Source organism: Mycobacterium sp. NGS56, assembly GCF_059812425.1.
The window spans coordinates 330,343-343,800 of record NZ_JCALCQ010000001.1 but is presented as its reverse complement, the minus strand read 5'-3'; the positions used below and the strand labels follow the sequence as shown (position 1 = coordinate 343,800).

Annotated in this window: 12 protein-coding genes; 6 read left to right on the top strand and 6 right to left on the bottom strand. The window is 66.6% G+C overall.

What is annotated here, in order from left to right; translation table 11 throughout:
- The first annotated feature begins 90 nt into the window (after window positions 1-90).
- Window positions 91-1,794 (top strand): DEAD/DEAH box helicase, encoded by a 1,704-nt coding sequence (locus AC5Y4F_RS01595; protein WP_067939116.1) that lies wholly within the window; start codon window positions 91-93, stop codon window positions 1,792-1,794.
- A complete protein-coding gene (locus AC5Y4F_RS01590; RefSeq protein WP_499994785.1) occupies window positions 1,791-2,942 on the top strand; it encodes an acyltransferase family protein in 1,152 nt (383 codons plus the stop codon). The genes AC5Y4F_RS01595 and AC5Y4F_RS01590 overlap by 4 nt, the downstream gene beginning before the upstream one ends.
- Window positions 2,943-3,150: 208 nt before the next feature.
- Here AC5Y4F_RS01590 and AC5Y4F_RS01585 read toward each other — a convergent pair whose 3' ends face one another.
- The 4 genes from AC5Y4F_RS01585 to tap all read right to left on the bottom strand — a co-directional run bounded on the left by AC5Y4F_RS01585 (window position 3,151) and on the right by tap (window position 7,734).
- Complete coding sequence (locus AC5Y4F_RS01585) at window positions 3,151-3,726, bottom strand: TetR/AcrR family transcriptional regulator (protein ID WP_067939121.1); 576 nt, start codon at window positions 3,724-3,726, stop codon at window positions 3,151-3,153.
- Entirely contained in the window at window positions 3,726-4,967 is a 1,242-nt protein-coding gene (locus AC5Y4F_RS01580) for a cytochrome P450 (protein WP_197520673.1), read from the bottom strand. Before AC5Y4F_RS01580 ends, AC5Y4F_RS01585 begins: the two co-directional genes overlap by 1 nt.
- Window positions 4,968-5,109: 142 nt before the next feature.
- Complete coding sequence (locus AC5Y4F_RS01575; RefSeq protein WP_067939127.1) at window positions 5,110-6,477, bottom strand: FAD-binding oxidoreductase; 1,368 nt, start codon at window positions 6,475-6,477, stop codon at window positions 5,110-5,112.
- Window positions 6,478-6,486: 9 nt separating this feature from the next.
- Complete coding sequence (tap, locus tag AC5Y4F_RS01570; protein ID WP_499994781.1) at window positions 6,487-7,734, bottom strand: multidrug efflux MFS transporter Tap; 1,248 nt, start codon at window positions 7,732-7,734, stop codon at window positions 6,487-6,489.
- Window positions 7,735-7,794: 60 nt separating this feature from the next.
- Here tap and AC5Y4F_RS01565 point away from each other — a divergent pair, with 60 nt between their 5' ends.
- Genes AC5Y4F_RS01565 through AC5Y4F_RS01555 form a run of 3 tightly spaced genes read left to right on the top strand, consistent with a single transcriptional unit; the run spans window position 7,795 to window position 10,835 of the window.
- Window positions 7,795-8,622, top strand: a complete 828-nt coding sequence (locus tag AC5Y4F_RS01565) for a uracil-DNA glycosylase (RefSeq protein ID WP_067939130.1) — start codon at window positions 7,795-7,797, stop codon at window positions 8,620-8,622.
- Window positions 8,619-9,749, top strand: coding sequence for an FAD-binding protein (locus AC5Y4F_RS01560; protein WP_499994780.1), 1,131 nt, complete (start codon window positions 8,619-8,621; stop codon window positions 9,747-9,749). Before AC5Y4F_RS01565 ends, AC5Y4F_RS01560 begins: the two co-directional genes overlap by 4 nt.
- 54 nt (window positions 9,750-9,803) lie before the next feature.
- A complete protein-coding gene (locus AC5Y4F_RS01555) occupies window positions 9,804-10,835 on the top strand; it encodes an LLM class flavin-dependent oxidoreductase (RefSeq protein ID WP_499994778.1) in 1,032 nt (343 codons plus the stop codon).
- A gap of 74 nt (window positions 10,836-10,909) precedes the next feature.
- On the opposite strand, the gene AC5Y4F_RS01550 is transcribed toward AC5Y4F_RS01555, so the two are convergent.
- Window positions 10,910-11,344 carry an HIT family protein gene (locus AC5Y4F_RS01550; protein WP_499994775.1) on the bottom strand — a complete coding sequence of 145 codons (435 nt, stop codon included), beginning with the start codon at window positions 11,342-11,344 and terminating at the stop codon, window positions 10,910-10,912.
- Between the two features lie 125 nt (window positions 11,345-11,469).
- Between AC5Y4F_RS01550 and AC5Y4F_RS01545 the strand changes: the two genes are divergently transcribed.
- Window positions 11,470-12,813: an amidase gene (locus tag AC5Y4F_RS01545; protein WP_499995743.1), complete on the top strand. Its 1,344-nt coding sequence runs from the start codon at window positions 11,470-11,472 to the stop codon at window positions 12,811-12,813.
- Window positions 12,814-12,919: 106 nt separating this feature from the next.
- On the opposite strand, the gene AC5Y4F_RS01540 is transcribed toward AC5Y4F_RS01545, so the two are convergent.
- On the bottom strand, window positions 12,920-13,444 hold the full coding sequence (locus tag AC5Y4F_RS01540) for a DNA-deoxyinosine glycosylase (RefSeq protein WP_499994773.1): 525 nt from the start codon (window positions 13,442-13,444) through the stop codon (window positions 12,920-12,922).
- Window positions 13,445-13,458: the final 14 nt, after the last annotated feature.

Sequence of the window (13,458 nt, the reverse complement as noted above, 5' to 3'; positions counted from 1 at the left end):
TTGAGCTCGCGACCACCACTGGGCCGTCTGGTGGTGACCCGCAGCGCTCAACTCCGTTGAGCTCGCGATCACCACTAGACTCCTTGGACGATGACCCCCTCGGACAGCTCGACTGAAGCTGCCTTACCGACGTTTGCCGACCTGCAGATCAATCCCTCGGTCTTGCGGGCGATCGCCGACGTCGGCTATGAGTCGCCCACCGGCATTCAGGCGGCGACGATTCCGGCGCTGATGGCGGGCTCCGACGTCGTCGGGCTGGCCCAGACCGGCACTGGCAAGACCGCCGCGTTCGCGATCCCGATCCTGTCCAAGATCGACGTCACCAGCTCCGCCACCCAGGCGCTGGTGCTCGCCCCCACCCGGGAACTGGCCCTGCAGGTGGCCGAGGCGTTCAGCCGGTACGGGGCGCACCTGCCCAAGATCAACGTGCTGCCGATCTACGGCGGCTCCTCCTACAGCGTGCAGCTGGCCGGGCTGCGCCGCGGGGCACACGTAGTGGTCGGCACCCCGGGCCGGGTCATCGACCACCTCGAGCGCGGGACGCTGGATCTGTCCCACGTCGACTACCTGGTGCTTGACGAGGCCGACGAGATGCTCACGATGGGATTCGCCGAGGAAGTCGATCGCATACTGTCCGAAACCCCCGAGTACAAACAGGTGGCGTTGTTCTCCGCGACCATGCCGCCGGCGATTCGCAAGATCACCACCAAGTACCTACACGATCCGCTCGAGGTCAGCACCAAAGCGAAAACCGCCACCGCCGAGAACATTTCGCAGCGTTACATCCAGGTCGCCGGTCCGCGCAAGATGGACGCGCTCACACGGGTTCTGGAAGTCGAGCCGTTCGAGGCGATGATCGTCTTCGTCAGGACCAAACAGGCCACCGAGGAAGTCGCGGAAAAGTTGAGGGCCCGAGGCTTTTCCGCGGCCGCCATCAACGGCGACATCCCGCAAGCCCAGCGCGAGCGCACCGTCGCCGCATTGAAAGACGGCAGCATCGACATCCTGGTCGCCACCGACGTGGCCGCGCGCGGACTGGACGTGGAGCGGATATCGCACGTGCTGAACTACGACATCCCGCACGACACCGAGTCTTACGTGCACCGGATCGGGCGCACCGGTCGGGCCGGTCGCTCGGGAACCGCGCTGCTGTTCGTTTCCCCCCGCGAGCGCCACCTGCTGAAGGCGATCGAAAAGGCCACGCGGCAAACGCTCACCGAAACAGAATTACCCACCGTCGAGGATGTCAACGCGCAACGGGTGGCCAAATTCGCAGATTCCATCACCACGGCGCTGGGTTCACCCGGAATCGACCTGTTCCGCAAGTTGGTCCAGGATTACGAACGCGAGCACGACACCCCGATGGCCGACATCGCTGCCGCACTGGCCCTGCAATCCCGCGACGGTGAAGAATTCCTGATGGCGCCCGAACCGCCACCGGAGCGCCGCGAGCGGCGCACCGAGCGACGTGACCGTCCCGAAAGACCAAGAAATGCACAGCCATTGGCCACCTACCGCATCGCGGTGGGCAAGCGGCACAAGATCGGTCCGGGCTCGATCGTCGGCGCCATCGCCAACGAGGGTGGGCTGCATCGCAGCGACTTCGGCCACATCGCGATCGGGCCCGATTACTCTTTGGTGGAGCTGCCCGCAAAGTTGGGCAAATCGACGTTGAAAAGGCTTGAGCAGACCCGGATCTCGGGCGTTTTGATCAACCTTCAGCCGGAGCGCTCATCCGCCAACAAGCCCCGCGGCCGAGACGGTGGCAAGCCGCGCAGGAAACACGGCGGATGACGCTGTCCGAAGAGCAAGACGCCCAGGGCGGGCTCGAGCAGACCTCCCGCGTCGACCGGGTCGCCTCGCTGACCGGAATCCGCGCGGTCGCAGCGCTCCTCGTTGTCGGCACCCACGCGGCCTACACCACCGGCAAATACACGCACGGGTATTGGGGTCTGGTCGGTTCCCGGATGGAGATCGGGGTGCCGATCTTCTTCGTGCTCTCCGGCTACCTGTTGTTTCGTCCGTGGGTTAAGTCGGCGGCCGAGAGCCGCGTTCCGCCGTCGTTGAGTCGCTATGCGTGGCACCGCGTTCGACGAATCATGCCGGCCTACGTGATTACCGTGTTATTCGCCTATGTGTTGTACCACTTCCGCGATGCCGGGCCGAACCCCGGACACAGCTGGCTGGGGCTGGCACGCAATCTGACGCTGACGCAGATCTACTGCGACGGTTACCTGGGCAAGTATCTGCACCAAGGGCTGACTCAGATGTGGAGCCTCGCGGTGGAGGGCTCGTTCTACGTCGTGCTGCCGCTGCTGGCATACCTGCTGCTGGTGGTGATTTGCCGACGGCAGTGGCAACCGAAACTCGTGCTGGGTGCCATGGCGGCAATGGCGTTGATCAGCCCGGCGTGGCTGGTCCTGGTGCACACCGATCACTGGTTTCCCGACGGCGCGCGGCTGTGGCTGCCTACCTATTTGGCCTGGTTCCTTGCCGGCATGATGCTGACCGTGTTGCAGGAGATGCGGCTGCGCGCGTACGGGTTCGTGGCCATACCTCTTGCGGTGATCTGCTATTTCATCGTGTCCACGCCCATTGCCGGGGCGCCCACGACCTCCCCGGCGACAATGAGTGAAGCGTTGTTCAAGACGTGTTTCTATGCCGTCATCGCCGCACTTGCGGTGGCACCGCTGGCCCTGGGCGGCGCTCCAAGTATCCAAGGCTGGTATTCCCGAATACTGGCCAGCCGCCCGATGGTGTGGCTGGGAGAGATCTCCTACGAGATCTTCCTGATCCACCTGATCACCATGGAATTCGCGATGGACTACATCGTTGGCGCGCGCGTTTACACCGGCTCGATGCTGTACCTCTACGTGGCGACGGTGGTGGTGACCATCCCGTTGGCATGGCTGCTGCACCGGTTCACCCGCATCCGGGACTGAGCCGGCCGCCGCCCCGTCGGAGCACAGCCGGGCGCCGCGGTGCACCGTCCGTAACACCGACCCCGGGAGTCTCTGCGCGGCTGGAGAGGCGATTTGCCCGCCTCACAGCGACAACCTCGTTTACCGGCGTGACCAGCGGAAACAGGTTGTCGCTCGGAGGCGGGCACTTCCAACGATGGTCGCGGGCCGCCCGGCGTGACGCGCGGGCTTAGCCGCGGGCGGAAACCGGTGCGACGATCGGCAGGACGAATTCCTCAATCATCGCCCGCTCGTCGTCTTCGTCGCGACCCGGGTAGGTCAGCAGCGAGACGATCACCCGCACCGTCCAGCGGGCGCGGCGTTCGATGGCGGCGGGATCATCGGTTCCCAGCGAGTGCAAGAACGCCACCGCCAGGGCCGTGATCACGTCGGACTGCCCGGCCAGTTCGCCACCCACCGGCGGGCGGGAGGTGGCAAACCAGGATGCCAGCGCGGGGTTTTCGCGAACCATCCGCAACGTAACGAGGATGCTCGCGACCAGCCGTTCGCGTGGGTCTTCGATCTCGCCGGTGCGCGCGATGATTGCGCGGCCCAACCGGTGTGTTTCGCGGTGGATGTAGGCGGTGCGCAGCGCCTCGCGATTCTCGAAGTAGCGGTACAGCGTCGCTCGCGAGCAGCCTGCGGCCCTGGCGATTTCGTTCATGCCGATCGAATCCGAGTCGCGCTGCGTGTAGAGCCGCGCGGCGGCATCGAGGATCCGGTCGGCGGCCGCCTCGGTCCGGTGGGTTCCCAGCCAGTCGGGCATCAGGATTTCACTCGAATCGGCACCGACAGCGGACGACGGACGTAACTGCCACCGGCCCAGACGATGCCCGATTCGTCCACGTCGAAGTTCGGGCAGCGGGCCAACAGTTCGGTCAGCGCGACCCGGGATTGCATCCTGGCGGCGGCGGCGCCTAGGCAGTGGTGCGCGCCGTGGCTGAACGTCAGGATGTTGCGCGGGCAGCGGGTCACATCGAGTTCGTCGGCGTCCGAACCATATTGGCGTTCATCGCGGTTGGCTGAACCGTAGAGCAGCAACACCCTGCGCCCGGCCGGGATGGTGGTCTCACCTACGGTCACGTCGCGGGTCACAGTGCGGGCCAGTCCCTGGGCCGGCGCGGTCAGCCGCAGCAGCTCCTCGACCGCGTCGGGAATGCGGCCCGGGTTGTCGACCAGCAGCTGACGTTGGTCGGGTCGTTGATGCAGCAGCGGCATCGAGCCACCGAGCATGCCGGTGACGGTGTCGTTGCCCCCGGTGACCATGGTGAACGTGAACGCCAAAATCGACAGCGTGCCGGCGATGTCACCGTCGGCGCCGACGCCCGCGGCCACCAGGTGCGAGATCGTGTCGTCCTCGGGTTCGGTCCGGCGCCGCTCGATCAGTCCATTGAAGTAGGCCATCATCGAACCGACCGCATCGCCAACGGTTTGCAGTGCGCTCGCTACGCCGCCTTCGGCGGTGTTGGCCGCGACGATCGCCTGGGTCCAGCCGTCGAATTGGACCCAGTCCTCCTCCGGCACACCGAGATAGTGGGCGACCACCATCGACGGCAGTGGTTTGAACAGCTCCGTGACGATGTCGCCGCCGCCGGCCGAGCGCAACCCCTCGATGCGCTCAACGACGAACTCGCGGACCTTGGGTTCCACCGCCTCGACCTGCCGCGGCGTGAAGCCGCGCGAGACCAGCTTGCGGAACCGGGTGTGCACCGGCGGATCCTGCATCACAAACGGTGGATTATCTTGCAGCCCAATCATTTCCAGGTCGCCGTAGTTGACGGTCAACCCCTGTGCGGAGGAATAGGTTTCGTGGTCGCGTGCCGCGGCCCATACGTCGGCGTGCCGGGAAAGCACGTAGTAGTCATCTTCGGGATGGTTCGCCGGAACGACGTGGTGCACCGGATCGTGATCTCGCAAAGCGCGGTACATGGGCCACGGATTGGACCATGTGTCGGCAGTGGGCAGCTGAAACTTGACCGGTGCGTCGTGAGACATAACAGCAGCCATGTCTCATTCGTACGACAGCGGCGGCAATATGTCAACCGCCGTCGGAGAGAAATGTCCCGTGCAGCCCGCCCCCCGACACCGTCCCCAGGCGGTCGGGCGCTGGGTACCGACTCCCTGACCATCGGGGCGCTCAGCGGTGAAACTAGATCCCCGACCCCGGGTTCAAAATGCCGTGCGGATCCAGCGCCTGCTTGATGCGCCGGTTAAGGTCCATCACGTCAGGGCCCAGATAGCCGGCCAGCCAGGGCCGCTTCAACCGGCCGACGCCGTGCTCGCCGGTGATGGTGCCGCCCAGCCCGACGGCCAGGTCCATGATCTCGCCGAACGCCAGGTGGGCGCGTTCGGTCATGTCGGCATCGGCGGGGTCATAGACGATCAACGGGTGGGTGTTGCCGTCGCCGGCGTGGGCGATCACCGAGATCATCAGGTCACGTTCGGCGGCGATGCGCGCGATCCCGGTGACCAGCTTGCCCAGTGCCGGAAGCGGCACCCCGACGTCTTCGAGCAACAACGAACCCTTGGCTTCGACGGCCGGGATGCACATTCGCCGTGCAACGACGAACGCCTCGCCCTCGTCGGGATCATCGGTCGAAAACACCTCCGTGGCAGCGTGTTCCGCGAAAACCTCGGCCATGATTTCGGCGTCCTCGCTGCCGGCGCGGCCGCGCTCGTCGGACCCGGCCACCAGCATGGCGGCCGCCCCGCGGTCCAAATCCATCCGCAGGGTGTCCTCGACGGCGTTGATCGCCGCCGAGTCCATGAACTCGAGCATGGAGGGGCGCAGCCGCGCGGTGACGCCGAGCACCGCCTCGACCGCGTCTTCGATGGTCGCGAAGCTGGCCACCACGATGCTGGACGCGTTCTGCTTGGGCACCAGCCGCAGCGTCACCTCCGTGACCACGCCGAGCGTGCCCTCGCTGCCGACGAACAGCTTCGTCAGCGAAAGGCCCGCGACGTCCTTGAGCCGTGGGCCGCCCAGCCGCACCGCGGTGCCGTCGGCGAGCACCACCTGCATGCCCAGCACGTAGTCGGTGGTGACGCCGTACTTCACGCAGCACAGCCCGCCGGCGTTGGTGGCGATATTGCCGCCGATGCTGCAGATTTCGAACGACGACGGATCCGGCGGATACCACAGGCCGTGCTCGGCGGCGGCCTTTTTCACCTCGGCGTTGAACAGCCCGGGTTGGCATACCGCGGTGCGGGTCACCGGGTCGATGGCGATGTCGCGCATCTTCTCGGTGGAAAGCACGATCCCGTTGTCCAGCGCGGTCGCTCCACCGGAGAGGCCGCTGCCGGCGCCGCGCGTCACCACGGGTACTCGATGTGCGGCGGCCCAGCGCAGCACAGTCTGCACCTCTTCGGTGCGCCGCGGCCGCACCACGGCAAGCGGCTTGCCGGCCGACGGGTCGAAGGCGCGGTCCTGGCGATAGCCCTCGGTCACCGTGGGGTCGGTGACGATCATCCCATCGGGCAGGTCAGCGATCAGGCTGGCCAGGGCGTCGGAGCTCACGGCCCGATACTAAGCCCCGCCTGACGGGCCCGAGTCTTCCGCGAACTCCGGCGCGCGGTCCAGTTCGTGTAGCGACGGCAGCCGGCAGGCGGCCAGGCCGATCAGCAGGATCGGTACCGCCAGCACCAAGAACGTGACCTTCAACCCGGCCGCGTCGGTCAGCGGCCCGGCCACCAGCAAGCCCAGCGGGCCTGCCGCGTAGGTCAACCCGGTCATCACCCCGACCACTCGGCCGCGCAGCCGATGCGGGGCCCGGGTCTGCATCATGTAGTTGTAGATCGGCTGGATCGGTCCGTAGACCACGCCGGTGACCGCGCACAGCACCAGGATCACCGGCAACGGCGGCAGGAACGCGAGCCCGACGGTCGCCGCCCCGAAGGTGAGGGTCGCCGTCAGCACAGCCGCGCGCCGTCGCAGACGTTTGGACAGCGCGGCATAGCCGAGCGCTCCCACCACACCACCGAACCCGATGGCCATCAACGCCCACCCCAGGTGCGCGGGTTGCTGGCGATCGGAGAAGTACTTCGGAAACAGCACGCTTTCCATCGGCAGGTAGAGCGCGGTGACGGCCAGGTCGATCAAGCCCAGCGTCCGCAGCACCCGCATATTCCAGACGAAGCGCAACCCTTCGGCGATGCCGGACATCCATCCGGGCCGGGACTCGCGCGCGGGCTTTCCAGCGCCTTCGAGCCGCAACGACCCGATCGTCAAGATGGACAGCCCGAACAGCCCCGCCGTCACCCACATCGTGTTGATGCCGCCGACGGTCGCGATCATCAGGCCCCCGAGGCCGGGGCCCACGATGAACCCCAAGTTGAGAATCGCCTCGTACATGCTGTTGGTGCGGGCCAGCGACCAGCCCGCGCGGGCGGCGGCCTCGGGCAGCATCGACTCGCGCGCCGTCGTTCCGGCCGGGTCGAAGGCGGCGGCGAAGAAGGCCAGGACGGCCAGCACCGCCAGGCTGAGCGCGTCTGCACCGAGGCCCCACGCGATCAGCGGGACCGCGGTCACCGCCGCTCCGGAGAACGAATCGGAGACCAGCGACACCCGGCGGCGTCCGAAGCGGTCGACCGCAGCGCCGGCGACGAGAGTGGATAGCACCAGCGGCAGCGTCATGGCCAGGGCCACGGCCGAGGCGTCGCGCGCGCTGTTGTGGTGCTGCAACGCCAGCCACGGGAACGCGACTATCGAGATGCCGCTACCCGCCGTCGCCATCAACGTGGCGAACAGGATCAGGAGTGCAGGGCCACTTTTCATGGGAATTCGCCGCTGAATGTATGCCAAAGCGCCGTTTGCAGCGACCGAATTTTTCGGCTCATGCAGGATGTTCATGTGCTCGCCCACCCCCGTACCGGCCAGGAGTTCAGCTCGCCGGTTGGCGCCGGCACCGGATGGCCAGGCGATCCGGCCACACCGCAGACACCGGTGGCAGCCGATGCCGAAGCCGTCGCCGAACTTGCCGAGCATGCCGCGTCAATCCCCGAAATCGATGCCCTGGTCAGCGTCTGCCGGGCCTGCCCGCGGTTGGTGAGCTGGCGCGAGGACGTGGCAGTCGTCAAACGCCGAGCGTTTGCCGACCAACCGTATTGGGGGCGGCCGGTACCCAGTTGGGGGTCGGCGCGGCCCCGGCTGCTGATCGTCGGGCTGGCGCCGGCCGCGCACGGCGCCAACCGCACGGGACGGATGTTCACCGGCGACCGCTCGGGCGATCAGTTGTACGCGGCGCTATACCGGGCCGGGCTGGTGAATCAACCGACCAGTGTCGACGCCGCGGATGGGTTGCAGACTAAGAAGATTCGCATCGTCGCGCCGGTGCGGTGCGCGCCTCCCGCCAACGCCCCGACGCCGGAGGAGCGCGACACCTGCTGGCCGTGGCTGCAGGCTGAGTGGCGGCTGGTGTCCGACGATGTTCGCGTGGTCGTGGCCCTGGGCGGATTCGGCTGGCAGATCGCGCTGCGGCTCCCGGGCACCTCGACCGGGCGCAAGCCCCGGTTCGGTCATGGCGTCGTCGCTGACCTGGCGCCCGGGGTGCGATTGCTCGGCTGCTACCACCCGAGCCAGCAAAACATGTTCACCGGTAGGTTGACTCCAGTGATGCTTGACGACGTCTTCCGCGAGGCAAAAGAACTGGCAGGGATCAAGTGACAGAGGTGCTGGTGTCCGGCGCCAGCGTGGCGGGCGCGGCGACGGCTTTTTGGCTTGAGCGGTATGGCTTTTCGGTGACCGTGGTCGAGCGGCACCGCGGGCCGAGGCCGGGCGGTCAGGCGATCGACGTGCGGGGACCGGCGCTGACTGTGCTCGAGCGGATGGGGCTGTTGGGCGCCGCGCAGAAGCGCCGAACGCAAATCCGGGGCTCCTCCGTCGTGGACCGCGATGGCAACGAATTGTCCCGGGACACCGAGGCGACACCCACCGGTGGGCCCATCGATAGCCCCGACATCGAGCTGCTGCGCGACGACTTGGTCGAATTGCTTTACGGCGCAAGCCAATGGAGGGCCGAATACCTCTTTGACGACACCATCACCGCCGTGGACGACGATGGCGCCGCCGTCCACGTCACCTTCGAGCGGGCAGCGCCGCGCAGTTTCGACCTTGTCATCGGCGCGGACGGATTGCACTCCAACGTGCGGCGTCTGATCTTCGGACCGGAAGAAAATTTCATCGAGAAGCTGGGGACGCACGCGGCGATTTTCACCGTGCCCAACTTCTTGGATCTGGACTACTGGCAGACGTGGCACTACGGCGACTCCACCATGGCGGGGGTCTACAGCGCGCGTAACAACGCCGAGGCGCGGGCGATGTTGGGTTTCATGGAAACCGATCTGCGGATCGACTACCGCGACGTCGAGGTCCAATTCGCCGAACTGGAGCGGCGGATGGCCGGTGACGGCTGGGTTCGTCCGCAACTGCTCGAGTACATGCGCAGCGCGCCGGACTTCTACTTCGACGAGATGTCACAGATCAAGATGGATCGCTGGTCGCGAGGCAGCGTGGCGCTGGTCGGCGACGCCGGGTATTGCTGTTCGCCCCTTTCAGGACAGGGGACCAGCGTTGCCCTGCTGGGCGCCTACATCCTGGCGGGTGAGCTCAAGGCCGCCACCCAGGGCGAAACGGTCGACCACGAAGCCGGCTTCGCCAACTATCACCGCGAGTTCAGCGACTATGTTAAGCGCAACCAGTGGCTGGTGGTGGACAACATTCCGGGCGGTGCGCCGATACCGCAAGAGGTATTCGACCGGATCGTCGCCTCGATCACGCTGAAGGACTACTGAGCCGGCCCGGCCCGCAGCGGGAACGTTTGCCGGCCCGCGTGCGTTGACTTTTCCGTGCGTCTTTCCGTCCTAGATCTCATTCCGGTGCGCACCGACCAGACGACTGGTGGCGCGCTGGCGGCCACGGTGCAGCTGGCGCAGGCCGCAGATCGGTTGGGTTTCACCCGCTACTGGGTCGCCGAGCATCACAACATGCCGTCGGTGGGTGCCACCAGCCCGCCAGTGGTGATCGCCTACCTGGCCGCGCAGACCTCGCAACTGCGGCTGGGCTCGGGTGGTGTGATGTTGCCCAACCACGCCCCGCTGGCCGTGGCCGAGCAGTTCGCGCTCCTAGAAGCCGCCGCCCCGGGCCGGATCGACCTCGGTATCGGCCGGGCGCCCGGATCCGATCCCGTGACGTCGTATGCGTTGCGCGGCGGTCGCGACGACCGCGACATCGAGAACTTCCCGGAATATCTCGACGACGTGGCGGCCCTGATGAGCGCTCGCGGCGTACGGGTTCCGTTGCGCTCGGGTGATTACACGCTCAAGGCCACCCCGGCCGCGGCCGGCGAACCGCGCCTGTGGCTGCTGGGATCGTCGATGTATTCGGCGCATCTGGCCGCCGCCAAAGGGCTGCCGTACGTGTTTGCGCATCACTTTTCCGGCAACGGAACCGAAGAAGCGCTTGAGGTCTACCGTTCGCGGTTCAGGCCGAGTGAGCTCGCCGCCGAGCCGTTGACGTTTCTGACGGTGAACGCGGCGGTGGCCGAAACCCGGGAAGAGGCAACGGCATTGATGTTGCCCAATCTGCAGATGATGGCCCGGCTGCGGACCGGGCAGCCGCTCGGGCCGGTGCCGCTGGTCGAGGAGGCGGCGGTCGCCGAGTTGACCGAACAACAACGACGGATCGTCGAAAGCGGTTTCAAGCGAGCCGTTTTGGGGACGCCGGCCGCCGCCGCCGACCAGATCCGGGCACTGGCCGACCGCTTCGGCGTCGACGAAGTCATGGTGAACCCGGTGGCCTCGGCCCGCCGCGGTACCGATCCCCGTACCGCGCCGGGGCGGGTGGTGACGCTGGAGCTACTGGCGAAGGAATTGTTCTAGCCCTCGTTTGGTAGCGCGCCCGCTGAAGTGCTTCGGCGCGCGGCTAATCTTTCGTTGGGCGCCGAACGATAGGCTCAATCCGACTGACTCGCATCAATGCGGGTCAACGCGGTGCGCAGAATCTGGCCCGTGGCCTCCCGGTCGGGGTCGCGACGCAACAGCAATCCCTTGGCTACCGACAGCTTGTCGCCGTTGCGCCGGGGCAGCACGTGCAGGTGGATATGGAGCACGGTCTGGAAAGCGGCGCTGCCGTCGTTGATGGCGATGTTGGTAGCGTCGGCCAATTCGGTCGTGCGCGCGGCCTGGGCGATGCGTTGGCCCAGGGTCACCATCCCGGCCAGCGTTTCCGGCGCGGTATCGGTGAGATCGACGCTATGCCGTTTGGGCACCACCAACGTGTGACCTCGGGTGAACGGACGAACGTCGAGGATGGCCAGGTAGTCGTCGTTTTCATAGATCCGGATGGCCGGGGCCTCGCCGGCGACGATCGCACAGAACACGCAGGACATGTCGCCCACGGTACTGGTTGTTGCGTTCTAGCCACGCGAGACCAGTCTGGGGCCGCCACCAGCTTCTCCGATACGCTGCCGCAGTGAACGATGTCGCCTTCGCCGGCGCGGCAGCACACGCGCGCATGCTGGCCAATGGTGAACTGACCGCGCCGGAGTTGCTCGAGGTCTACCTGGAGCGGATCGCCCGGCTGGACAGCCAGCTGCGCTGTTACCGCGTGGTGCTCGCCGACCAGGCTCGATATGAGGCTGCGGTGGCGCAGCAGCGCCTGGATGCAGGCGAGCGGCTACCGCTGCTCGGCGTGCCGGTCGCGATCAAGGACGATGTCGACGTCGCCGGCCAGGTGACGACGTTCGGCAGCGGCGGTCATCGACCCGCTGTCACCTCCGATGCGGAGGTGGTGCGCCGGTTGCGTTCGGCGGGTGCGGTGATCATCGGCAAAACCAATGTGCCCGAGCTCATGATGTTTCCTTACACGGAGTCAACGGCCTTTGGCGCCACCCGTAACCCATGGGATCTGACCCGTACGCCGGGCGGCAGTAGCGGTGGGAGTGCCGCCGCGGTCGCTGCCGGGTTGGCTTCACTGGCATTGGGGTCCGATGGGGGCGGGTCTATTCGCATCCCGGCGACGTGGTGCGGGGTGTTCGGCCTGAAGCCGCAACGCGATCGCGTGCCGTTGGAACCGCACGACGACGCCTGGTACGGGCTGAGCGTCAACGGGCCGATCGCGCGCACGGTGATCGACGCGGCCCTGTTTCTGGATGCGACGTCGACGGTGCCCGGTCCCGCTGGGGAGTTTGTGAGCGCGGCAGGGCGCAGCCCCGGCCGGTTGCGAATCGCGTTGAGCACCAAGGTTCCAACCCCACTGCCGGTCAAAGTCGGCAAGGCGGAGTTAACGGCGGTCGACCAGGCCGGTGCTTTGCTTCGCGACCTCGGCCATGAAGTCATCACCGCCGACCCCCAATATCCGATTTCAGCGATGTTCGCCAACTATCTGCCCCGCTATTTGCGCGGCATCTGCGACGACGCGGACGCCCTCGCCCACCCGGAACGGCTGGAACCGCGCACCCGCAACATCGCCCGCTTGGGGTCATTCTTCTCGGACCGGCGAATGGAGGCCATCCGAGCGAACGAGGATGCTGTGATCTCGCGGATTCAGGCGATCTTCGACGATGTTGACGTCGTCGTCACCCCCGGCACCGCGACAGGCCCGTCCCGTATCGGTGCATATCAACGCCGCGGCGCCGTGTCGACACTGCTGAGGGTCGGACGATACGTTCCCTATCAACAGATTTGGAACCTGACCGGTCAGCCCGCGGCGGTGGTGCCGTGGGACTTCGACCGGGACGGCCTGCCGATGTCGGTCCAACTCGTCGGCAGGCCGTATGACGAGGCGACCCTGTTGTCGCTGTCCGCACAGATCGAAGCGGCCCGACCGTGGGCCGTCCACTTGCCGCCGATTTCATAAAGCTCCAAGCTTCGCCCGGCTGCGCCGCGCTCGCGATCACCCGCTGGGTCTATCGGCGGTGACCCGCTTCGCCCGGCTGCGCCGCGCTCGCGATCACCCGCTGGGTCTATCGGCGGTGACCCGCTTCGCCCGGCTGCGCCGCGCTCGCGATCACCCGCCAGGCCGCGAGCTTGGCGCCCGGCCGCATCACGTGAGCCGGGCTGGTCGACGGCAGGCGTTGATATCGGATTCGATCGGGCGCCGTCGCCAGCCTGCGGAAAAGGTCGGCGGCCTTGGCTCCGTTGAAGTACACCGTCTTGATAGTCGGATAATGCGCGAATAACTTACCAAAATCGTTGGCGGCTAGACTTTTTAGTTCAATCGCTGAGTCGGCGCTGCCGACCCGCCGACACGCGTGCAGGGCATCCCAGAGCGCGACACCATGGGACCGCAGGGCCGCCAGTCGTCTGTTGTAGGGTGCGGCCGCGTCAAAACCGAACCGTTCACCGGTGATCGACCAGAACGCATTACGTGGGTTGGCGTAGTACTGGCCCGTCGCCAGTGATTGCGCGCTGGGAAACGAACCCAGGATCAGCGTCCTGGCGCGCTCGTCGACGACCGGCGGGAGTCCCCGCAACAACGGTGTGCTCATCACCTCACATCATG

Coding starts and splice junctions, on each gene's coding strand:
- AC5Y4F_RS01595 (WP_067939116.1), top strand. CDS start 91: ATGACCCCCTCGGACAGCTCGACTGAAGCTGCCTTACCGACGTTTGCC.
- AC5Y4F_RS01590 (WP_499994785.1), top strand. CDS start 1,791: ATGACGCTGTCCGAAGAGCAAGACGCCCAGGGCGGGCTCGAGCAGACC.
- AC5Y4F_RS01585 (WP_067939121.1), bottom strand. CDS start 3,726: ATGCCCGACTGGCTGGGAACCCACCGGACCGAGGCGGCCGCCGACCGG.
- AC5Y4F_RS01580 (WP_197520673.1), bottom strand. CDS start 4,967: ATGGCTGCTGTTATGTCTCACGACGCACCGGTCAAGTTTCAGCTGCCC.
- tap (WP_499994781.1), bottom strand. CDS start 7,734: ATGAAAAGTGGCCCTGCACTCCTGATCCTGTTCGCCACGTTGATGGCG.
- AC5Y4F_RS01565 (WP_067939130.1), top strand. CDS start 7,795: ATGCAGGATGTTCATGTGCTCGCCCACCCCCGTACCGGCCAGGAGTTC.
- AC5Y4F_RS01550 (WP_499994775.1), bottom strand. CDS start 11,344: ATGTCCTGCGTGTTCTGTGCGATCGTCGCCGGCGAGGCCCCGGCCATC.
- AC5Y4F_RS01545 (WP_499995743.1), top strand. CDS start 11,470: ATGCTGGCCAATGGTGAACTGACCGCGCCGGAGTTGCTCGAGGTCTAC.
- AC5Y4F_RS01540 (WP_499994773.1), bottom strand. CDS start 13,444: ATGAGCACACCGTTGTTGCGGGGACTCCCGCCGGTCGTCGACGAGCGC.